Source organism: Paenibacillus haidiansis, from assembly GCF_036553665.1.
GTDB classification, from domain to species: Bacteria; Bacillota; Bacilli; order Paenibacillales; family Paenibacillaceae; genus Fontibacillus; species Fontibacillus haidiansis.
Genome location: NZ_JAZHPZ010000003.1, coordinates 386,177 through 406,493, shown reverse-complemented (window position 1 = coordinate 406,493; position 20,317 = coordinate 386,177). Strand labels below are relative to the sequence as shown.

The following is a 20,317-nucleotide window of genomic DNA, read 5'->3' as shown; positions in this document are numbered from 1 at the left end:
CTTGGGGGAGAAGATTCGAATATGATCAATTAAGACATGAGTCGGGATGAGGGCGAGGGGGGCGTCACCTTGAAAAAAGATTTGATGATCTATGATGTGGATTGGTGGATTCTGGGCAAAACGGCCAAAATGCTCCGACTGCACCATCCCGATATGGACACGATGTCCGCGCGGCAGCTGGATGAGTTACTCCTCGCCGAGGGCAGCGGGGCGTTGAACGCCAAGTACCGTACGATTTCCGCAATGTGCCTAGGAATGGCGGCGTACGCCTTGTTTAAGGGTGTCCGCATCGATTCGTCGGCGGCGGTATCCTATTATTATTTTAGCCGGAACTATGAAAGCTTTCGAGAATGGGCCGATCCCTTGACGCCGGACGAAGAGTTTCTGAGGCTGGTCATTCCCCGCATCGGCACCATCGGCGGGATGAGCCAAAGGCTGACCGGCAAGCTCAAGGAGATTGCACCCTCGGCATCCGTCGAATATATCGGTCATTTTGTCGACCACCGCTTATTTCGGCCTTCCGCCGAAGCCCGAATCCAAGAAGGACCGCTGATTATAGGCTGGGCCGGAGACACCGGCAAAAAATCGAAAAACTACGCCACGCTCTACGAACCGCTGAAAAACCATTTTGCCTCGGACCCCGAGGTCTCATTCCGCGATACCCCGGGGCATTACGCCCACGAACAAATGCCGCAATTTTACCGCTCGATCGATCTGCTGCTCATCACCTCCGCAAACGAGGGAGGAGGGGCAACGGCTTTGGAAGCTTATGCCTGCGGCAAGCCGGTGCTCTCCACCGATGTAGGCTATGTGAAAGAGGCGGCGCATCCCGACGCTCATGGACTTATACTCCGAAGCGGCAAGGTTTCCGACTTCATTAATGCCATTAATTATTACAAAAACAAGCGGATTCTGCTTCATGAATTGGGGCTTAAATGCAGGGAACGGATAGAGGCGGATTGGACCGTCGAGCGCGGCGCCAAACGATGGCTGCAAGTGTTGTTCGGGTTTAAATCATGCACGGGAGGATGAGATATGGGAACTTCGAATTGGCAAAATCTTTCGCATTGCGTCGAATTGATCCGGCGGGCGGCCCCGTCCAGCGTGCTCGATGTCGGCGTCGGATTCGGGCGTTGGGGCATGATTTGCCGGGAGTTTCTGGACGTTTGGCAGGGAAGAGTTCATAGGGAGCAATGGTCGACGCGGATTGAAGGGATCGAGATTTTTCTGAAAAATGTGGACGAATACCATCCCTACTTCTATAACAAAATCCATATCGCCGATGCTTACGAGCTTTTGACCCGGCGAATATTGGGGCACTACGATTTAATAATTCTGGGGGATGTTTTGGAGCATTTCGACAAGGAGCGGGCGACGGCCTTATTAACGGCGTGCCTGGAATCCGGCCGTTATGTGCTGCTGAATATTCCGATCGGGACCGATTGGCCGCAAGGCAGCGAATACGGCAATGATTACGAAAGACACCGGAGCGAATGGACGATGGAGGAACTGGATCGGTATCCGTTCGTATCCAAGCAAAAGTTCAAAGATTATATCGAGCGGGATTTCGCCGTCTATTTATTTCAGGGTCGGCCTTGACATCAAGGGTAGAGGAGGGGAAGCTATGGCGGAATACCGTACGGGGGAGCCGCCGGAGCAAATGATTGTCGCAAATGTTCCCGTGGAACTGATCTTTACGGATATGGATGTCCGTACGGCTAAACGGGAACGGGGGATTCCATCCTTCACGGAAAAGTGGTATGCCCATCATTTGCTCCACTCCGATATTTCGATTCCGCGACTGGAGCCGCATCGGCTGCTGTTCCGCTATTTCATGGGAGATCCTGCCGCTTCCCCGTCGCCGTATCTGGACTGGTATGAAGCGATCCACTCGACCCGCGGGCTGGAGCCGCCCCTAAGCGGGTCCGGGCTGCTGCGGCAGCGGCAAAGTGAATTCCATAATATGCGGGATGCGCTGAAAAAGGGATTATCCTATTTCACCGAGCATCCGGTCGAAGCCCGCTACAACCTCCCCGGCCGCTTTAATATCCGGGACGGCCATCACCGCGCTTCCTTTCTCTATTGTTCCGGATTGAGAAGGATTCCCGTAAGGATGCCCCATAGCGATTATAAGCGCTGGACGGATGACGAAGCCTTGAAGCAAGCGGAAAATAAGATGGCCGACCCAAAGCGCAAACTCATCTACACGCCTATCCTTCATCCGGCGTTCTATCATATGCGCAGCGAACGGGACGAGGTCCACAAGACGAGGCTGGATTATATTCTGGAATACCTCGGGATGCGCAATCTCCGGGGATTGAAGGTACTGGACATCGGCTGCAATATCGGCTACTATTCGCGCCATTTTGTCAGAGAAGGCGCGCTTGTAACGGGGCTCGAGCCGGACAATTTCCATCATGAATTTTTGGTTGTTTTAAACCGACTGGAGCATGCCTCTTTCCGACTTATCACCGAACCTATGGAAGCTCTGGAAAATCTCGAAGAACATGATATCGGTTTGATGCTGACCGTTTTTTATCATCTGATGTCCGATCCGGCAAGGCGCGAGCCGTTCCTGTCTGCGCTTGACCGCAGCGTTCGCGGGATGCTGTTCTGGGAGTCCGGCGACCGGATTGCGGAGGAGAAGAGCCTGCTGCTTAACGGTACGGGGTTCAAGACTTATGTCAAGCTGGCGGATACGTTCGGGACCGGGAAATACCGCGAGCTTGGCGTCTTTCTGAAATGACCGACAATGGAGGGAGGGGACTTATGTTTCGGGATATTTCTGTACTGATTCCGTATAAACCGGACCAGGGGCCGCGGGATAAAGCCTTTGGCTATGTAAAGCGATTCTATGAAACTTACATGCCGGCCGCGCAGCTATGTATCGGGGAGGTCGACGGAGAGCCGTTCAGCAGGTCGCAAGCCATTAACCGGGCAGCGGCAAAAGCCAAGGGGAGCGTTTTCGTCGTTGTGGATAACGACATCATTTACGATCCTGCATTGTTGCTCCGTTCCATCGAACTGCTGAACGAACACCAATGGGTCATCCCTTTTACGACGATTCACCGTTTGTCGAAAGGTTATTCGGAAAGACTTGTCTTGACCGGGAGCGGGCAATGGCCACTGCCCGAGAAGCCGGATACGAAGACGGCAGGGGCGACTTATTTCGTCGGCGGCATGAATGTGCTGTTGCGCAGCTCCTTCGAGCAGGTCGGCGGATATGACGAACGGTTCCGCGGCTGGGGCGGCGAAGACGAGGCGTTTGCCTATGCCCTCGATACGCTGATAGGCAAGCATAGAAGACTGGAAGGAGAGCTGATCCATTTCTGGCACCCGTTCGTCGGACCCGGGGGGAATCCGCATTATGACGACAATTACCTGCTATACCGGCGGTATAAAAACGCGCTTAGCGACCCCGCGGCCATGCTACGGCTGATTCAGGAGAAGCGAGAAGCGAAATAACCCCAGGAAAGGAGCAAGCATAAATGAAATTGTCGGTCATCGTCCCGGTGCTGAACGAGGCCACATTTGTTCCCTTGTATCTGGAGAGCGTGGGAGCCTATGCCGACGAGATCATCATGGCGGACGGGGGCAGTACGGACGGGACCTTGGAGCTCATTGAGGAATATCGGCGCGAGTATCCGATTAAGCTCTTTGCCATGCGGCAGACCGGGCTCCCCTACTCCGACGATTGGAACGAATCCGCGGTCCGTAATTTCCTGCTTGATCAAGTTACCGGCGACTGGATCATGAATCTCGATATCGACGAACTGATGGAAGACCGGTTTGCGTCGGCGTTGACGGAACTCATGAACAACAGGGCCGTCGACATTTATCAGTTCCCGTTCGTCAACTTTTGGAAGGATCCTTGGACCCTTCGCGTCAACAGTCCCGGGGATGAGCGCTGGTCGAACGATATTACGCGAATGTGGCGGGCCGGCAGAGGTATTCGCTACCGTGATGAAAAGCATCATTGCACCCTGGAGGGGCCAAGCGGAGCCAGCATTTGGAGCATTCCGAGAGGGCGCAGCGATGTCAAAATATATCATTACCATTATGCGCTCGGCAAAAGAATCAAGTTCAACGACAACCGCCGCGGCGATGTCAATTTGCCGGAAAACGAAGGGGAGGCGGATTGGAATTTCCGCAATCTCCAATATGACATTGCGACCGTACCGTTTCATGGAGAGCATCCCGCCGTTGTGCAGAGGTATTTGCAAAAGCTGTCCGAAAATTAATAGAAAAGCCCTCAGCGCCAGGCGGCAACCGGTGGTTCGCCTGAACCGGTGAGGGCTTTCTTCTATCCGTAAGATTTATTGCAGGTTGTCGGCGAAGGATGGGGAGCGGCCGATCTCCTGCACGATAGCGGCCGGGTCACCGCCGCTCCAATACTCCAGCTGCGGCACGACTCTCCCGAGAACCTCAAGCTGTCCGGCGGTATAGGAGCCCGTATCCGCGATATGGCGTCCGGCGCGAAGCGGAGGCGGGGCAGCGTCGCCGCAATAGATCACGGCGTCAAATTTGGCTTCGGCAAAAAGATCGATCCGGTTCGTCAGGTACAACTGCGGTCCCGCTTTGCGGATTCCCGCCACGGGATGATTATAATGGCGCAGAACCGGGACGATGATGAGCCGGCTTTGCTCGGAAGCCAGCTCCCTGACGATGGTTTGCCACCTGGACCGGTTGGCCGTCCAGTTCTTGCCGCCCAGCACCAGGACGGTCCCGCGTCCGCTTGCTTCAAGCCGCCCTGCAGCGTCCGCCGGGTCCTCGGCACCGAAGAACAGATTTTCGGGACGCTTTGGATTCCGCCATATTTTCATCCATTTTTGTTCGAAATAAGCCTTGTTTTGGCTCCAAAGGGTTTCGTATTCGTCCGGCTGCATCTTCTTGATCGTTGCGCTCCCATGGTGATAAACAAAAGCATCCTCCACGATCATGAGCCGGTACCCCGCCCGCTTGACGCGTTCGCAATAATCGTCGTCCTCGAACATGCCGAGGCCGTAATTGGAATCGAGCGGGCCTACCGTTTCCCAAACCTTCCTTTTCATCGCTACGCAAAAGAAGCCCAGCAATTCCGTCTCCCGGCATTTTCCTTTGTAATAAAAGTAAAAGTCCTCCAGCCAATTCGGATTGGGCCCCGCCGAGCGGTCCCCGACAAAATGGTCAAGCGCCTGGTCGTTACCGACGAAATTGGACATCGGTCCGGCCATGCCGACGTCGGGATGTTTCATCAGAGGCCGAATCAGCCGGGAAATCCAGCTTCCGTCAGGAATGATCGTATCGTTGTTCAGCAGAATCAAATATTCGCCACCGGCCGATTCGCAGCCCGCGGTATTGCCGGCGGCAAACCCCAAATTGCGGTCCAAGGAGATTACCTTCAGGCGATCGTCGGAAATTTTGCCAAGCTGCTCCAAGGTTTGGTCGCCGGAGGCGTTGTCGACGACAATGGTTTCGAGATTCGGGTATTGGCCCGGCCGGAGCAGGCTGCGGAGACACTGCTGCGTATAGGACCAATTGTTATGGGTCACCAGGATAACGCTGACTTTCGGAAATATCCGCTGAGCAATCGCTGTCTGAAGCTCATCAAAGCGCTGCTTCCATGAGTTGGCCGAGGCGAATTCCGCCATTCGCTTTGCTTTGCCCGGAGTCGTAAACTTAAGGGCTTGCCCGATTGCCGCTTCGAACTGCTCCGGACCGTAAGCCATACTGATGAGATGGGGGGCTACGGCGGCGAGCTCCGGCAATGGACTTGCGATGACGGGTTTCCCGGCTGCCAAATATTCATACAGCTTGACGGGATTTGTCGCCTTGGTAAGCTCGTTGTATTTAAACGGAATAAGCGCCGCATCGAAGCGGTGCAAATATTCCGGCAGTTCGCCGTACGGTTTCTCGCCGAGCAGTTTGACGTTATCCAGACCTTCCACTTCGGAGATATCGCAGCCGAATGTGTTGCCGATCAGGATAAAGGTCCAGTCCGGCCGCCGTAAGGCAAGCCCGTGGATCAGGCCAATATCGAACCATTCCGAAATCGCGCCGAAGTACCCGATAATCGGTCCTTCGATCCCGGCCAACTCAGGGACGGATTTTCCGTTTGGCGATCTGAAATGCTCGACGTCGGCCCCATTGCGCAGCAGCACGACGGCGGGATGGAGCTTGCGGAGTTTGTCGTACAGTGATTGCGACGAGGCGAGGACGAGATCGGAAATCGATATTAGCCGTTCTTCCTGCAGCAGCATGGAAGGCGAATTGGTGGAGAACCCGGAATGGTCGTCCATACAATCGTAAATCACTTTATTGTTGTCCAGCGCTTCGACCAGGGGGGCCCAAAACGGCAGATCCACAATCGACAGCATATGCGTTATATGAAATTTCGCCTTCACGTGCTCTATAGACCACTGCAAAAAGCGCACATCCTCCGGGCTCATTTCATCCTGATAGAGATTCAGTTTGCGGTTTGAGCAAAGGGTGACGAGCCAGACCTGGGGGGCGGCTTTTTGCACTTTGACGTAGCGGATCACCTCATCCTTGGACAAACCGTCTCTGGTCAGTGCCGTCATCTCCGTCGTGACATAAAATACGCGCTGCCCATGATCGGCGAACTGACGGGATATTTGCTGCGGACGTTGCCAGCGGAAGTCCCAATCGATTACCGGGAAACGGAACACATCGTACGTGCCGGGCTTGAGACCTGCCGCACCAGCCTGAGAATATTCGTTTGCGCGCTTATGTTCCTTGAGTAGCCCGTACGGTATTGCGCTGGGACTCGCAGCTTCCGGCCTTGGCGGAAACAGTTCTCCGGCGCCCGCCAGCAGAGGACTTGATGACGGATTTGCGGAATGATTCGTGATTCGATGGGTCCGTTCCGGCCCACGGCTGCCGAGCGGATTCAGCAGTATGGGGGTCCCGGACCGGGTGTTCCTTTTCGGGAACCGGGATGTCGCCTTTTTCAACAGAAGTCTCCTCCCTAAACGATTGTCTATGTACAAAATATGATTCACTCGTGATATTCGCTTGGGTGGTACGCCCATTAGGCCATTTTCTTATCTTTGCCCGCTTGGGTTGCCGCCGAGGGGCGAATCACATAAATTACCATTACAAAAGTAAGGAGGTAGGCTAAGTGAATAGAATCAGTTGGGAAAAAGACCATTTGCCGGACTGCGATAAGCCTGTGGCGAAAAGGGTCGCGCATTCCAAAAAATCCGGCTCTCTGGCGAAAAAGTTCAAAATCTTGCGCCATAATCTGACCCGGAAATTCATCAGGCTGAAACTTCAGATTATAAAGTTGAACCGCCTGCTTGCCGAATTGACGGCCAGAGTGAACCTGCTACAGAATCAGGTGGAGACGATCAACGCCAGAGTCGGCTCCGCACCGACGGTTCCGCCTCCAAAGCCGGTCCCGCCGGGAGCCGCGCCGGGGTCGACACCACCCGGACCGCCACCTGGATTGGTACTCCCGGGACCGCCACCGGGATTGGTACCGCCGGGACCGCCGCCGGGTCCATCCGTGAAACATCCCGTTCAATCCACCCAACAAAATGTTACTCATGAACAGCCGTCGAACAACGGTACGACGGTTCGGGGAGGAGCGCCCCAGGAATCCGTGGAAGCGGTAAACGCCCGCGTCAGCGCGCTGCATCAATTGGTGGACAGTCAGCTGGTGCGGATGAACTCGCAGCAGCAGCAGCTGAACGAGGCCTTCGCCAACATTATTGCTTTACGCCAGTTGGTAGAACAAATCCAGCAGGGGTATGTCGGCGGTCCGTCCGAGGAATATCAAGGCTTGATTTCCGCTTTGACCCCGCGGTTGAATACAGTCGTAACCATCGACACGCCCGCCGGGCCGATCAACGGAACGCTTGTGGCGATCGGGGAAGATTATGTGGAAATTCTAGAGCCGGACGGCAGCACCGTTCTGATTCCGTTTGAGGAGATCCTGTCCGTATCTTAAAATCGAGATTAAGGAGGATAGATATTCATGAATTTTGAGGAGAGACTCAGCGCATTTATCGGAAGAATGGTCGAGGCGGTGTCCACGAATCAGTTTCTGGACGGGCGACTGCTTCGAACCGGCAACCGGCAGTTCACTATCCAGGTTGACAGTACCAGCTATATACCTCAGCCAAGAGAGGTCACGGTATTTACCGATAATATCGCTTATGTGCGGATTCCGCCTCAATAGGTCAATATCTCGGATCGGCTTCCCCTAGCCGGCCCAGCATCCAGGCGCGCCATTCGCGGTAGGTTTCTTTCCGCTGGCGGTGCGTGATGCTGGAAGGCCTGATCCGGCGGTGGTACAGCGGTTCGGGAACATAATGAAATTCATGATCCGCCGCCAGCCGGACAATCAGTTCCAGATCTTCATACAAACGGCTGTCGTAGGGCGCGGACAGATTCCAACCGGCTTTCTCCCGCAAGGCGGACACTCGGAACATCCGGGGGGCGACCGGAGCCGCCTCATCCAATAGCCGGCCCGGGGAAAGCGGCTGCGAAGGAAACTTGTGCCCCCGGTAAAGCAGTTCTTTGTTCATTCGCTCGGTCCATTCCGTATGACCGGCATAAATCATGGCCGCTTCGGGCCGCTCCCGCGCGGCCCGAAGCAGGCTGCCCGCGCATTCCGGGGCGAGCCAATCGTCCGCGTCCAGTTCCAGGATCCACTCGGCCCCGGCTTCCCGCAGCGCCCGGTTGAGCGCGTAAGCTTTGCCGTGATTCCGCTCCAGGACAATCGTCCTGATCCGTGGATCGCCGGCAAAGCGTTGGAGCACCGGCTCCGTATCGTCGGTGGAGCCGTCGTCGATCAATATAAGCTCCCACTGCGGAACGGTTTGTGCCATGACGGACCGGATGGCCCAAGGCAGATAAGCCGCATCATTATACGCGCATATGACGAAAGTGACAAGCGGCTTGATATCCCCGGCTGACGCTTCGTTCATCACAGGATGGGCCGGCGCTTGAAGAAGCGGGGAGATTAACGCCCATTCTTCCTCTTCCTTTTGCCAATATAGAGTCGGTTTGGGGCTTTGGACGATGAAATCCCCAGGGATGATAGCCCACGTAAAGCGGTGTGATAACTGGTAATATTTTTCCAAAATCGAATATTTTTCGAACGGGCAATCGGGCCGTTCCGCGAAGCCGGGATTCGGCTCCGCCAAGACGGCGGCTTTGCGCCATAAGAGAGGGGCGCGGGGAACCGGCGAGGCTGCCGGCCGTGGACCGGAAATCGCCGTTTCCGACGGAAACGCCGCTCCGGCGCTATGCTCCGGGAGCTTTGCAAGCAAAGCCTCCAGTTCCGGAGCAAACGATGGCTTAAGGCAATCTCCCGCCTCAAGGATTATAAACCAGGGGTCCCGGTCGTCCGTCCCCGTCAAGATCTCGTTGATCCGCCCGGCTATTCCGCCGCCCTGGATTTCAACCGGCGTAACGGACGGAAGCACGGCAGCCAGCGATTGTACCGACTGGCGGAAGAGATGGGGAAGGGTCTGCCCGGAAACAATAAACGCGATCATGGTGCTCCCCCTTTAAATATCACTTCTTTAATAATATGCGCTAAAGAGGCGAAGGGTCCATCAACCCGCAAAGCGGCGCAAAAAAAGATCATCGCCCCTTGCAAATCCCAAAATGGGTCAGGGGGGCGATGATCTTCATTATGCTGATGCGTAGGTACCGGTTACGGTTTAAGCCCAATTTCCGTTGCGGAACACCGGCTCGACCGTGCCGTCCGACAGCTCGCCGTCAATCTCGAGCTCGGCGGACCCGATCATGAAATCGACGTGCGTCAGGCTGACATTCGCGCCTTTGGCGAGCAATTCTTCCTTGGACAGCTTGGTGCCGCCTTCGATATTCACGGGATACGCGCTGCCGAGCGCAAAGTGGCAGGAGGCGTTCTCGTCGACGCCGGTGTTGTAGAAGACGCGGTTCATCCGCGAGATCGGCGAGTTATGCGGCACCAGGGCCACTTCGCCGAGGTAAGAGGCGCCTTCATCGGTTGCGAGCAGATTCGCGAGATGCTCGCGGCCGGATTTGGCATCGAATTCGGTTACTTTCCCGTTCTTGAACGTAAGCGTGATGCCCTCTACAAGCTGCCCGTTCAAATTGAGCGGGAGCGTGCTGGCTACGGTACCATTCACGCCCGTCCGATGCGGCATGGAGTAGATCTCTTCGGTCGGCATGTTGGCGACGAAATAGACGCCCGCTTCATTCAAGTCTCCTCCGCCGAGCCAAAGGTGGCCCTCCGGCAGCTCAACCCTTAGATCGGTACCGGGCGCGCGGTAATGCAAGCTCTTGTACCGCTTGCCGTTCATATATTCTTGCTTCTCTTTGAGCGTGCGAATGTGGTCGCGCCAGGCTTCGACCGGGTCCGCATCGCCCACGCGGTTCATTTGGAAGACCGCCTCCCACATCGCGTCGATCCGCTTCTCTTCCGGCAAATCGGCGAATACGATGTCCGCCCAGGCCCGCGTCGGCGCCTTGATCAGCGACCAGCTGATCCGGTTGTTGCGGGTGTAGACTTGGAATTTCTGCCGCGCCACGGCCGCCGCCTTGGTGGAGGCGGATACTTTGGCCCCGTCCACACCTTGCAGCAGCAGCGGATCGGGTACTTTAATGTGCAGCAGGGCGCCGCCCTCCGCGGCGAATTGCTCCATTCGGTCGGCTTCCCATTGCGGATAGAAGCCGAAGGAATCATCCGGCGCCTTGTCGTAGCGGATGCGCGAAAGCTGTTCGTCGATCCACTCCACCACCACATATTTGGCCCCGGCTTCATAGGCCTTGGTTACGACGAGCCGGGTGAAATCCACGGTCTCCAGCGGAGCCTGAACAACCAGCGTTTGCCCCTGCTGAACATTGACGCCGACCTTTACGACGAGCTCGGCGTATTTTGCAAGCAACATATCGAAATCTTTCACGTGTTGTGCCTCCCTGACAATTAAGCTTATCTCATCGATTATAAATCAAAGGCCCGATAGTGGCAAAAACCGTTGAAAAGCCGGACATCGGCCAGGCGAATAAGATCGGCGGAATTGTCCCAGATTAAAGTGGTAGATGAATCCCAGATTTTAAGGAGGGTGACAACTGTGGAAAATCCTTTTTCCAGTTTGCAATCGCAAAATCCGATCTCCCTGGCGCAGCAGTCCGTCGAAAATGTGCATCGCGCCGTTCAGCAGGCTGAATCCCATCCGAGCGAGGAGACGGTGCAAAACGCCCGCAATGCCCTGGAAAAGGCGGAAAGATCGATCGCCCAGGCCGACGGGCGCATGAATCCGGAACCGATCGAACGGGCCAAAGAGAGCCTGGAACAGGACCGTTATGCCCTGGAGCAGGTAGAGAACGGATTGCAGTCATAGATCTTGATTCCTTGAAGCGGAAATCAAGGTTGCAACGAGCTGGCGACGTTACGGTTGCCGGCTTTTTTGCGTGATCATAAACTTATTGAAAAATTAAAACAATTCCAGTCCAAAGTGTTAGTTAATGCAGAAGTGCACGATTTTCGGAGAACCGATACACTCCAAGAGCAAACCATCGACTGATGACCGAATAATTACATAGATGAAAGAAAGTAATCATGGAAGAAGTGTGAAATATCAATTAAACAGAAGGGATAATGTCCCAAATATAGAAACTAAAATAAGGAGTGGGAATTTCTTTTTTGAATAAGAGAGGATGGTAATATATGGTCAATGTTATGGATCCGATTTGTCAAAAGGCATGTAAGGATGTCAATTTAGAGGCGTTTTGCCCGGTTGTAAAAGTGAATACAGAAAATATAAAACTGATTATGATTTCAGAAGCATTACCGAAGGATATCCAAGATTATTTTTACAGCGGGAAAAGCGCCTCATTTTTTCAAACAACACAAACGGCTTTCGCGGATGCCGGTTTTGAAATTGATCATCCAAATGAATTAATTGAGAAAGGGATTTATTTAACCACCGCGATTAAATGCACAAAAAAGGATTATTTAGTATCGGCAGACACAATTAAGAGCTGCAGCCTTTTGCTCGAGAAAGAACTTGAAGTATTTGAGAATGCAAGGGTAATCATGTGTATGGGTGATTTTGCTATCAAAGCGGTTAATTATATATTCAAACGTAAATTTGGGGTTAAGGTAATTCCGTCAGGCTCAACCTATAGGATCCGTGACCGGGAATACATACATCATGGTATTAGATTTTATCCTTCGTACACTCAGACGGGGGATAGCTTTAATATTGAAAAGACAAAACGAATAATGATAGCTGAAGATATTAGAAATGCAATGGAATATCTCAATCGAGACATTCTGTAAACGTTGCTAACCGGGCAAAATTTATTGTGACTTTTGTAATACATTATAAAGTAGATATGGAATAATATTGTATGTAATATTATGGATGTATTGTATATATATCTTTGTAGAGTATTGTCTTCATCAACCGTTGTTTCATTTTTGTGCAAGTAATTGTATGATACAAGGGAGGAAAATATGAAAACGTTTACAAAAATAATGGATGTGCTTTGCGAGAATACTTCCTTAGGAGATAAAGTATATTTGCTGAAAGAGAATGATAATTTATTTGAGCACGGTTTGGATTCATTTCAGATGATGAGAGTGATTGTAGGACTGGAGCGATCTTTGAACTTCGTTTTTAAGGATGAGGATTTGCTCGTCGTCAATTTCAGTACGATTGAATCCATCGTCAATTCGGTAAACGCTATTACGATGAATCAAACCATATGAAAGGATGTAGACCGTGAACAGGATTTTATTATTGTTCCCTCCTCTCGGCAATCATGAGCATCCACACCTCGGTCTTCCCATTTTGAAAGGATATTTAGCGGAGCACGGTTATGATTCATGTGAAATCAGAGATTATAACGTTGTAATTATGGACAGGATTACGCGGGAGCTCATGACGGAAGATAGTGGCTCGTTCAGTCAATCAGGTGGAAATGTTATTCAAAATTACGATTTAGCTAGAAATATCATGAAAGGCAACAGCTTTTCGGACAAACTAAAAAGTGGCTGGGCGATGGATTTAATCGGGAGATATTTGAAAACGGTAGGCTTATACATTGTAAATCACAATATTGGATTTGACCCCACATCCTTCCAGGAAGTTGAGAAGGAATTCCAGCGGGTTGACCCTCCGACGGACAATAACAGAATCATTCGGTACATTTATGATGAAGTTATCCCCGACATTGCCGAATATAATCCTAACGTTATTGGCATCTCTATCGTATTTGCCAGCCAGGTTCTGTATTCGATTCTAATTTGCAGACTGATCAAGGAGCTTTATCCGCATATTAAAATTGTGCTCGGCGGTGCTCAGCCGACTTTATTCTGGACTGCTTTCCTGAACAGTGATGTTTTCTCTCCATATTTTGACGGGATTATTCGAGAGCAGGGAGAAATAGCGTTTGTGGCGTTATTGGATTATTGGACAAAAGGAATCGGAAAGCTCGAAGATATACCCAATTTTACTTATAGGACCGACGATGGCCTGCATAAAGTACATAATGTAATCAAAAGCGAAGATATGAATAATATTCCGACCCCTGATTTTAGAGATTTACCCATGGATTTATATGCTTACCCCAAATTACCCTATCAGATGTCCAGAGGATGCTACTGGGGGCTTTGTGCCTTTTGCGGCTATAGGGGATGCGCAACAGAATATATGATCGCATCGAAGGAAAAAATCACTCGCGATCTCTCCATTTTGAAGCAACGACATGGGATTCGAATATTTCATCTCATGGATGATGCTATCCCTCCCGATAAGATGCTGGAAACGGCAAAGTTTATTGTCGAAAGAGAACTCGATATTACTTATGCCGCCTTTTTGCGTGCTGAAAAAGGATTTACCAAGGAGATATGTGATGTTTTATACAAGAGTGGATTAAGAGGTGTTTTGTTTGGTATCGAATCGGCAAATTCCCGCCTTCTGAAACTTATGGATAAAGGCCTTTCTATAAGGACCATGAAGGAAGTATTGGCTAACTTTAGCGCAGCGGGCATCACTAACTATCTAAGCATTATCATCGGCTTCCCTACCGAAGAGAGGGAGGAAGCGATGGAGACCCTGGATTTTCTCAAAAACAACAAGGATATTTATTTCAAAGCCTATTTAACCCCGTTTCGTCTGTTTACCGGTATGACCGAAGAAACAGAAAAATATGAAATATCCAATGTTAATCTTAATAATCCGGTTCGACACGATGACACAGGTTATGTCTCTTTTGAATATACATACACCCCACATAAGGGCATGCAGATTCAGGAATTTATTGAGGTGTTGCGGGAGGGGAGAAAATTAGTTGATTCCTTACCGCCCGGTCCCATCTATTTCAGATAAAGCAAGATAAATTAACCGAAGAATAATTGTCTTGTTTGAGAAAGAGAAAGGAGATAAGGGTATGCCACGTTTAGCTTTGATTTCACCTAAAGGGGCTGATTTCGCTAGAGATGGGAGCCTATCGGAGTTTTTGCAGAATGAACCGAGAATGCGAAATATCCGTAACCTATGGAATAGCCCCAACCTTGGCTTATTAACAATAGCAGCCTTGACGCCATCACACTGGGATATTGAGTATATTGACGAGCATCTGCGAGCCATTGATTTTGACCGTCAGTATGACATAGTCGGTATTTCTTGTATGACGCAACAGATAGAAAGAGGTTATGAAATCGCCAGAATCTTTCAGCAAAAAGGTATTTTGACAGTTATCGGAGGAATTCATGCGACGGTTTGTCCAGAGGAAGTAGCGGAGGTGGCTGACGTTGTTGTGGCCGGTGAAGCCGAGCTGCTGTGGCCCATGTTTATCCAGGACTGGGAGTCCGGGAAATTCAAGCGTATCTATAAGGAAGGAAATCCCGGAAGACTAGATATGCGAATATCCCCGTTTCCCCGCTATGATATTATTAAAGATTACAATTATTCCACGATTACCGTCCATACTAGCCGAGGATGTCCTCATGACTGTAGCTTCTGTGCGGCATCTCGGGTGTATGGTCCGGTATACAGACGCAAAACAAACGAACAGATAATAAGCGAGTTAATCCTAATTAAGGAACACTTTGAAAATAAGTATGTTCTTTTTGGCGATGATAATATTTTTGTTTCCCGCGAGGAGTCCAAGAGTTTACTCAGAGAGATTAAAAAACTGAATATTCGATGGGTGGCGCAAACCGATATATCCATAGCGGATGATATGGAACTAGTACAGTTAATGGCGGATAGCGGATGTCAGTGGGTAGTAATCGGTTTAGAGAGTGTATCGCGCAAAAGCCTTGAGAAGGTAAATAAGTGGAAGACAAAGCAGCATGAAAATTACAAGGAATCCATTAACAAAATTCAAGGTAAAGGGATCGGCGTTATGGGGGCTTTTGTCTTCGGATTGGATTATGACGATGAGTCGGTCTTGGAGGATACGATTCAGTTTATCGAAGAATGCAATTTTTACGGTATACACGTCACGACGCCGACGCCCTTTCCCGGTGCAAGATTCAGAAATATGATGATAGACGAAGGAAGACTGCTTGACTTGCCCTGGTCATATTACACCCATTGGGATGTATTGATTCAGCCCAAGCACATGTCTTCGGAAGAATTACATGATTGCATCGTAAAGATATATAAGACATTTACCGCCGAAGAAAATGTAAATCGAAGATTTCAGATGTTTATCCAAAGACAACGGAATCTAATACAATCATGAGGAGAACCGGGCTAATTTGCGCGATGGCGGAAGAGTTTGACTGCAGTATCGAATTGAGGCGTAATGCAGTTGTCACTGACTGTTTCGGTTGGAAAATCCATACCTCAACATTACCCAACGGAAGTCAGTTGTCATCCGTCATGTCGGGGATCGGTAAAGTTAATGCGTCGTTAGCTGTAAGTATTCTTAAGCAGAAAATGGATGTTGACTTCATTCTTACTTATGGAATAGCAGGCATTCTCAACAAAGAACTGCAAATATTTGACCAAATCATCGGCAACGAAGTTAACTACCATGACTGCTGGCGCCCCAATGCGGAGCTTGATTCGCAATATACAAGATTATTTTCCATGGCGGAGACTTTTAAATTTGATTCGGTTCAGAACCAGCGTCTCATAGAATACTTGCAGCCTTTGTTGCCGGAATTACCGGAACCGATCGCAATGCGAGCGGTAAGAAATAAACCGGTTTTACGTACGGGTAAGATCGTAACTGGTGATATCCCATGTAATCAGGAGGAGACTGCCTCCCGCCTAAGAAGTGTATATCGGGCCGATTGTGTTGATATGGAAGGAGCCGCGGTTGCACAGGCTTGTTATATGCTCAACATTCCCTGTTTGACTTACCGATTCATGAGCGATTATGCAAATGAACATTCTAATCTTCACATCATGCGGAATGGTCCGTATTTGTATCCGTACATTTCCAAGGTATTACCTTTGCTTATTAACTATGTAACGGATTTTGGTGAAATTTGAAATGAGGTGCAGTCTTGAGGAAGTATATTCATCTGTTTTACTTATCATTCAGGACATCCAAAGCGTATAAGTTTGAAATTTGGTTAGGAATTTTAAACGCAGTTTTAATGCTTTGTATACAAGTTTTCCTATGGAAAGTATTGTATGCGAAAAATCCCGAAAACATCGGTCTGTCGCAGCAAGAGATGGTAACCTACTTCATTCTGGCATCCGGTCTGTCCGCTAGCTTATTTAATACAAGCGTAATCGATGAAATGGTGACGGATGTTCGGGATGGGAAGATAACTCATTATTTAAATAAACCATATAGTTATAAGCTCTCTCTGCTTTCAAAGTTTCTTGGAAGAAGTCTGTTTACGGTTCTCTTTATCGTAGTTCCAATGTTTATATTAGGAATTCTGTTCTTTGGCTTTGAAAGTCCTAATGATCCCGCAGCTTTACTATTATCGCTAGGGATTGTCATAATATCATTTCTTATTTTTTTCCATATTTTTTATATTGCCGGTCTGTCCGTTTTTTGGTTCATGGATCTTCACGGAGCAGTGAAGCTCCTCCTTGATAATGGAATTAAAATTTTATCCGGCGCTTATATTCCGCTTTGGCTATTTCCCGGTTGGCTGCATAATATTGCCAATATTTTACCATTACGAACTGGAGCCGATTTGCCTATTACAATCTATTTAGGAAAGAACGGGTATGAAGATATCGCTCTAAAACTTATGTTTAATGTGGGTTGGCTTATCTTATTGTGGATTACAAGTGCAATCATTTGGAGGATCGGGCTCCGCAAGCTGGTCATTCAGGGGGGATAGCATGTTTTTTCATTTGGTATGGTTAAATATCAAAGCCAGATTACAATACGGCCGATCTTTTTTATACGAAATGATTGCAAGCATTGCGGGTTATGCCCTTGAATTCGTGGCTGTGTGGATCATTATAAATCAATTCGGAACAATCGGCGGCTGGACTTTTTTTGAAATCTTATTTTTGCATTCCATGGGGTATTTTGTTAGGGCGACTGCCTCTGCGTTTTTATGGGATCCGATGTGGGTGATGAGCTATTATATGAAGAACGGCCAAATGGACAAATTTTTTGTTGCCCCACGCAATGCCTTTGTATATTTGGTCGGACGCCATTTCATCGCTTGGGCATTGAGCCATGTTATTTTGGGTGCAGCTACAATGGCAATTACGCTCTTCTTTCTTCCAATATACTGGACCCTCCTTAAAGTGCTGTTATTTATTTGCGCGCTGATGGGTGCACTACTTATTTACGGTTCGTTTATTGTATTCTCCGGAGCAATCTCATTCTGGACATTTAGTTCTGACGCCTTTCTGAGGGTTTTGACGAATTCGTGGAACGTGATCAATTGGCCGATGTCTTTTTACCCGCGAGGAATGCAGATCATACTTACCTTTTTTATTCCTTTCGCTTTGATCAACTATTATCCGACTATCTTTCTGCTGGATAAAAGGGGGGCCGGGGAATGGATAATGCTTGGAATACTTGGTGTAGGCCTGCTTCTCTTCGGAGCGATGTATAAGCTCTGGTGGCTTGGTGTAACCCGTTATCAAGGAGCGGGAAGTTAATGATTAGGGGGAGGACAAGTGGAAATAATCCGTGTACAAAATCTGTCAAAAGACTATAAAATCGCAAAGCCCCGAAAAGGAGCATATGGCGTAATAAGAGATATGGTCAAAAGGGAATGGGAGTATAGTACTGCGCTAAATAATGTTAGCTTCTCAATTGATGAAGGTGAAATTGTCGGATATATAGGTCCAAATGGAGCCGGAAAATCCACCACTCTAAAAATAATTTCGGGCGTTTTGTACCCGACTTCAGGTGATGTACGGGTGGATGGTATCGTTCCATACAGAAATAAAAAGGAGAACGCATCCAAAATTGCACTGATAGCGGGTCAACGGAGCAATTTATATTGGGATTTACCGGTAATAGATTCATTTAATTTGATGAAGACCATCTATAAAATTCCTAAGACAGTGTACGATGACAACATGGACAAGTTTTGTGACATTTTAGGCATCGGCCCACTGCTAAAGATGCCGGTGCGACAGTTAAGCTTGGGTCAAAGAATGAGGGCTGATTTTGCGGTTGCCTTGCTGCATAATCCCCGTATTGTCTATCTTGACGAGCCAACGATTGGTTTGGATGTGGTAGCCAAAGACAGTATCCGTGATTTTATCAAACAAGTTAATAAGGAACGTAAAACCACTATTATGTTAACTTCGCATGATATCGCAGATATTGAGCGGGTTTGTAATAAAGTTATCGTTCTTGATAAAGGGAGCATCATTTTCTCGGGAGAAATCTCCAAGCTAAAGCAGGAGTACGGTTCAAAGTATTGCGTTATGAATGTTAGTTTTGAAGATAGACATCCGGAACTTTACTTGCAAGGAATGAAGATCACTGAAAATAATGGCATTTACTCCATCCATTTCGATCGGTCTCATCATTCGCCATCCTCGGTATTATCGATGCTTTTGGAAAAAGGCTTGAAAATAGTTGATTTTACCTTAACAGAATCAAGCTTGGAAGATACGATCAAGGAAATTTACAGCACTAACAAGGATAATTATGAGGAACGGTTATTAGTGAATAATTAAGGAGTTGAATGCAATGAACTATACAAGAATGTTGGATAAATTGGCAGTGCCGACCATGGAGGATATTTATACATTTATGGGGGACAAGGCTACCGAGGCATGGGTAGACCTTGAGAAATTTCTTGAAGATAATTATGATTTTTCACCGGAAATTGTATTCGGAGGCAAGAACTATGGATGGTGTGTGAGATATCGTCGAAGCGGCAAGACGTTAACGGCGATTCATCCTGAATCTGGCGCATTTACAATTCTAATTGTGCTTGGAAAAAAAGAGGCCGAAGAAGCGCTATCCTGTCTTGAACAATTCAGTAAGGAAATGGCGTCCCTTATAATGGATACCGATCAATTACATGACGGGAAGTGGTTATGGATCAGGGTCTTGTCTTCCGAAAGTAATGAAGATATTAAAAAGCTTCTTATGATCAAAAAGAAACCAAAGAAGAAGACGGCATAATAACCAAAAAACTGGGTGAACTTGTTCGAGCAATGGAGGATAAGCATGGATCAGACGGAGATTTTTCCGAATGAGAATGTAGTTAAAGGAATTCGGGCCATTTGTTGCGATTGTTATGACACACTCATTGAGCTAAATCAGCCATTCGAACAGATCAGAAAGTTTATCACGGATCATCTGGATACTTTTTATCCCAATGTCAGCAGCTCCGCTTTTTTCGGCAAATTCTTGAGGTTTCGGGCGGTTTTGAGCAGTGAGTTGGAATTTAGAAGAGGAATTGATCTCTTGGAAGAAAGCATAATCAAGACTTGCATTTCTTTTGAGGTGAGCGATTTTTCCGGGCCTTTTAAAATGTACGTTGAGCGTCTGTTTGTTTCTTGCAAAGCCTATCCGGATGTTCATAAATTCATAGAAAATATGAGGAAATTTTACAAGCTGGGGTTGCTTACGAACGCTGACAATGACCTCCTGTCTCAAACGATTATCAAAAATGGGTTGAATATGGATTTTGTCATTACTTCGGAAGATGCCAGAAGTAACAAACCAAGCCGTCGGATTTTTGACTATGCTATGGAAAAACTTGATCTCACTCCCGCTCAAATTTTGATGATAGGGGATTCCCAGACGGATGATCTTATGGGAGCAGGAAGACTTGGCATACCCACGGCATGGATAAATAGGAGAGGGGAATCCTTAAAACCGGAAATTCCCGCGCCGTTATTTGAGGTACGATCACTTAGTGAGCTAATGCTACTATTGGTACAATAGGAGGGAGGCGATT

General features: G+C 48.9%; 21 protein-coding genes. 18 read left to right on the top strand and 3 right to left on the bottom strand.

The annotated features are described in order from the left end of the window. The first annotated feature begins 69 nt into the window (after nucleotides 1-69). The 5 genes from V3851_RS08965 to V3851_RS08945 are packed head-to-tail and all read left to right on the top strand — an operon-like array spanning nucleotide 70 to nucleotide 4,241. The gene (locus tag V3851_RS08965) at nucleotides 70-1,032 is read left to right on the top strand and encodes a glycosyltransferase family 4 protein (RefSeq protein WP_331846182.1); all 963 of its coding nucleotides are present in this window, start codon (nucleotides 70-72) and stop codon (nucleotides 1,030-1,032) included. Between the two features lie 3 nt (nucleotides 1,033-1,035). Further along, nucleotides 1,036-1,599 carry a methyltransferase domain-containing protein gene (locus V3851_RS08960; protein WP_331846181.1) on the top strand — a complete coding sequence of 188 codons (564 nt, stop codon included), beginning with the start codon at nucleotides 1,036-1,038 and terminating at the stop codon, nucleotides 1,597-1,599. Between the two features lie 25 nt (nucleotides 1,600-1,624). Further along, entirely contained in the window at nucleotides 1,625-2,746 is a 1,122-nt protein-coding gene (locus V3851_RS08955) for a class I SAM-dependent methyltransferase (protein WP_331846180.1), read from the top strand. Between the two features lie 23 nt (nucleotides 2,747-2,769). After that, nucleotides 2,770-3,465 (top strand): galactosyltransferase-related protein, encoded by a 696-nt coding sequence (locus V3851_RS08950; RefSeq protein WP_331846179.1) that lies wholly within the window; start codon nucleotides 2,770-2,772, stop codon nucleotides 3,463-3,465. A 23-nt stretch (nucleotides 3,466-3,488) separates the two neighbouring features. Next, nucleotides 3,489-4,241: a glycosyltransferase gene (locus V3851_RS08945; protein WP_331846178.1), complete on the top strand. Its 753-nt coding sequence runs from the start codon at nucleotides 3,489-3,491 to the stop codon at nucleotides 4,239-4,241. Between the two features lie 75 nt (nucleotides 4,242-4,316). Here the strand turns inward: V3851_RS08945 and V3851_RS08940 are convergent, their stop codons facing one another. Continuing rightward, nucleotides 4,317-6,953 (bottom strand): glycosyltransferase, encoded by a 2,637-nt coding sequence (locus V3851_RS08940; RefSeq protein WP_331846177.1) that lies wholly within the window; start codon nucleotides 6,951-6,953, stop codon nucleotides 4,317-4,319. Between the two features lie 167 nt (nucleotides 6,954-7,120). Here V3851_RS08940 and V3851_RS08935 point away from each other — a divergent pair, with 167 nt between their 5' ends. Next, the gene (locus tag V3851_RS08935; protein ID WP_331846176.1) at nucleotides 7,121-7,951 is read left to right on the top strand and encodes a hypothetical protein; all 831 of its coding nucleotides are present in this window, start codon (nucleotides 7,121-7,123) and stop codon (nucleotides 7,949-7,951) included. Between the two features lie 27 nt (nucleotides 7,952-7,978). Continuing rightward, nucleotides 7,979-8,182, top strand: a complete 204-nt coding sequence (locus V3851_RS08930) for a hypothetical protein (RefSeq protein ID WP_331846175.1) — start codon at nucleotides 7,979-7,981, stop codon at nucleotides 8,180-8,182. A 1-nt stretch (nucleotide 8,183) separates the two neighbouring features. Here V3851_RS08930 and V3851_RS08925 read toward each other — a convergent pair whose 3' ends face one another. Continuing rightward, nucleotides 8,184-9,506 (bottom strand): glycosyltransferase family 2 protein, encoded by a 1,323-nt coding sequence (locus tag V3851_RS08925; protein ID WP_331846174.1) that lies wholly within the window; start codon nucleotides 9,504-9,506, stop codon nucleotides 8,184-8,186. Nucleotides 9,507-9,674: 168 nt separating this feature from the next. Further along, a complete protein-coding gene (locus V3851_RS08920) occupies nucleotides 9,675-10,904 on the bottom strand; it encodes an aminopeptidase (protein WP_331846173.1) in 1,230 nt (409 codons plus the stop codon). 168 nt (nucleotides 10,905-11,072) lie between these two features. Between V3851_RS08920 and V3851_RS08915 the strand changes: the two genes are divergently transcribed. The 11 genes from V3851_RS08915 to V3851_RS08865 all read left to right on the top strand — a co-directional run bounded on the left by V3851_RS08915 (nucleotide 11,073) and on the right by V3851_RS08865 (nucleotide 20,304). Next, the gene (locus V3851_RS08915; protein ID WP_331846172.1) at nucleotides 11,073-11,342 is read left to right on the top strand and encodes a hypothetical protein; all 270 of its coding nucleotides are present in this window, start codon (nucleotides 11,073-11,075) and stop codon (nucleotides 11,340-11,342) included. Nucleotides 11,343-11,668: 326 nt separating this feature from the next. After that, on the top strand, nucleotides 11,669-12,283 hold the full coding sequence (locus V3851_RS08910) for a uracil-DNA glycosylase family protein (protein ID WP_331846171.1): 615 nt from the start codon (nucleotides 11,669-11,671) through the stop codon (nucleotides 12,281-12,283). Nucleotides 12,284-12,460: 177 nt separating this feature from the next. Further along, a complete protein-coding gene (locus V3851_RS08905) occupies nucleotides 12,461-12,715 on the top strand; it encodes a phosphopantetheine-binding protein (RefSeq protein ID WP_331846170.1) in 255 nt (84 codons plus the stop codon). 13 nt (nucleotides 12,716-12,728) lie between these two features. Further along, nucleotides 12,729-14,336, top strand: coding sequence for a B12-binding domain-containing radical SAM protein (locus V3851_RS08900; RefSeq protein ID WP_331846169.1), 1,608 nt, complete (start codon nucleotides 12,729-12,731; stop codon nucleotides 14,334-14,336). Nucleotides 14,337-14,397: 61 nt separating this feature from the next. Then, nucleotides 14,398-15,699, top strand: a complete 1,302-nt coding sequence (locus V3851_RS08895) for a B12-binding domain-containing radical SAM protein (RefSeq protein WP_331846168.1) — start codon at nucleotides 14,398-14,400, stop codon at nucleotides 15,697-15,699. Continuing rightward, the gene (gene mtnN, locus V3851_RS08890; RefSeq protein WP_331846167.1) at nucleotides 15,696-16,457 is read left to right on the top strand and encodes a 5'-methylthioadenosine/S-adenosylhomocysteine nucleosidase; all 762 of its coding nucleotides are present in this window, start codon (nucleotides 15,696-15,698) and stop codon (nucleotides 16,455-16,457) included. The genes V3851_RS08895 and mtnN overlap by 4 nt, the downstream gene beginning before the upstream one ends. A gap of 14 nt (nucleotides 16,458-16,471) precedes the next feature. Continuing rightward, nucleotides 16,472-17,269 carry an ABC transporter permease gene (locus tag V3851_RS08885; protein WP_331846166.1) on the top strand — a complete coding sequence of 266 codons (798 nt, stop codon included), beginning with the start codon at nucleotides 16,472-16,474 and terminating at the stop codon, nucleotides 17,267-17,269. A gap of 1 nt (nucleotide 17,270) precedes the next feature. After that, nucleotides 17,271-18,047, top strand: coding sequence for an ABC transporter permease (locus tag V3851_RS08880; RefSeq protein ID WP_331846165.1), 777 nt, complete (start codon nucleotides 17,271-17,273; stop codon nucleotides 18,045-18,047). Between the two features lie 18 nt (nucleotides 18,048-18,065). Then, entirely contained in the window at nucleotides 18,066-19,082 is a 1,017-nt protein-coding gene (locus V3851_RS08875; RefSeq protein ID WP_331846164.1) for an ABC transporter ATP-binding protein, read from the top strand. A gap of 13 nt (nucleotides 19,083-19,095) precedes the next feature. Continuing rightward, on the top strand, nucleotides 19,096-19,536 hold the full coding sequence (locus V3851_RS08870) for a DUF3788 domain-containing protein (RefSeq protein ID WP_331846163.1): 441 nt from the start codon (nucleotides 19,096-19,098) through the stop codon (nucleotides 19,534-19,536). Nucleotides 19,537-19,581: 45 nt separating this feature from the next. Further along, on the top strand, nucleotides 19,582-20,304 hold the full coding sequence (locus V3851_RS08865; protein ID WP_331846162.1) for an HAD family hydrolase: 723 nt from the start codon (nucleotides 19,582-19,584) through the stop codon (nucleotides 20,302-20,304). The last annotated feature ends 13 nt before the right edge of the window (nucleotides 20,305-20,317 follow it).

What these genes read in the sequence shown, in the direction of transcription:
- V3851_RS08905 (WP_331846170.1), top strand. Translation starts at nt 12,461, where the DNA reads ATGAAAACGTTTACAAAAATAATGGATGTGCTTTGCGAGAATACTTCC.
- V3851_RS08950 (WP_331846179.1), top strand. Translation starts at nt 2,770, where the DNA reads ATGTTTCGGGATATTTCTGTACTGATTCCGTATAAACCGGACCAGGGG.
- V3851_RS08955 (WP_331846180.1), top strand. Translation starts at nt 1,625, where the DNA reads ATGGCGGAATACCGTACGGGGGAGCCGCCGGAGCAAATGATTGTCGCA.
- V3851_RS08895 (WP_331846168.1), top strand. Translation starts at nt 14,398, where the DNA reads ATGCCACGTTTAGCTTTGATTTCACCTAAAGGGGCTGATTTCGCTAGA.
- V3851_RS08880 (WP_331846165.1), top strand. Translation starts at nt 17,271, where the DNA reads ATGTTTTTTCATTTGGTATGGTTAAATATCAAAGCCAGATTACAATAC.
- V3851_RS08865 (WP_331846162.1), top strand. Translation starts at nt 19,582, where the DNA reads ATGGATCAGACGGAGATTTTTCCGAATGAGAATGTAGTTAAAGGAATT.
- mtnN (WP_331846167.1), top strand. Translation starts at nt 15,696, where the DNA reads ATGAGGAGAACCGGGCTAATTTGCGCGATGGCGGAAGAGTTTGACTGC.
- V3851_RS08925 (WP_331846174.1), bottom strand. Translation starts at nt 9,506, where the DNA reads ATGATCGCGTTTATTGTTTCCGGGCAGACCCTTCCCCATCTCTTCCGC.
- V3851_RS08960 (WP_331846181.1), top strand. Translation starts at nt 1,036, where the DNA reads ATGGGAACTTCGAATTGGCAAAATCTTTCGCATTGCGTCGAATTGATC.
- V3851_RS08870 (WP_331846163.1), top strand. Translation starts at nt 19,096, where the DNA reads ATGAACTATACAAGAATGTTGGATAAATTGGCAGTGCCGACCATGGAG.
- V3851_RS08930 (WP_331846175.1), top strand. Translation starts at nt 7,979, where the DNA reads ATGAATTTTGAGGAGAGACTCAGCGCATTTATCGGAAGAATGGTCGAG.
- V3851_RS08910 (WP_331846171.1), top strand. Translation starts at nt 11,669, where the DNA reads ATGGTCAATGTTATGGATCCGATTTGTCAAAAGGCATGTAAGGATGTC.
- V3851_RS08945 (WP_331846178.1), top strand. Translation starts at nt 3,489, where the DNA reads ATGAAATTGTCGGTCATCGTCCCGGTGCTGAACGAGGCCACATTTGTT.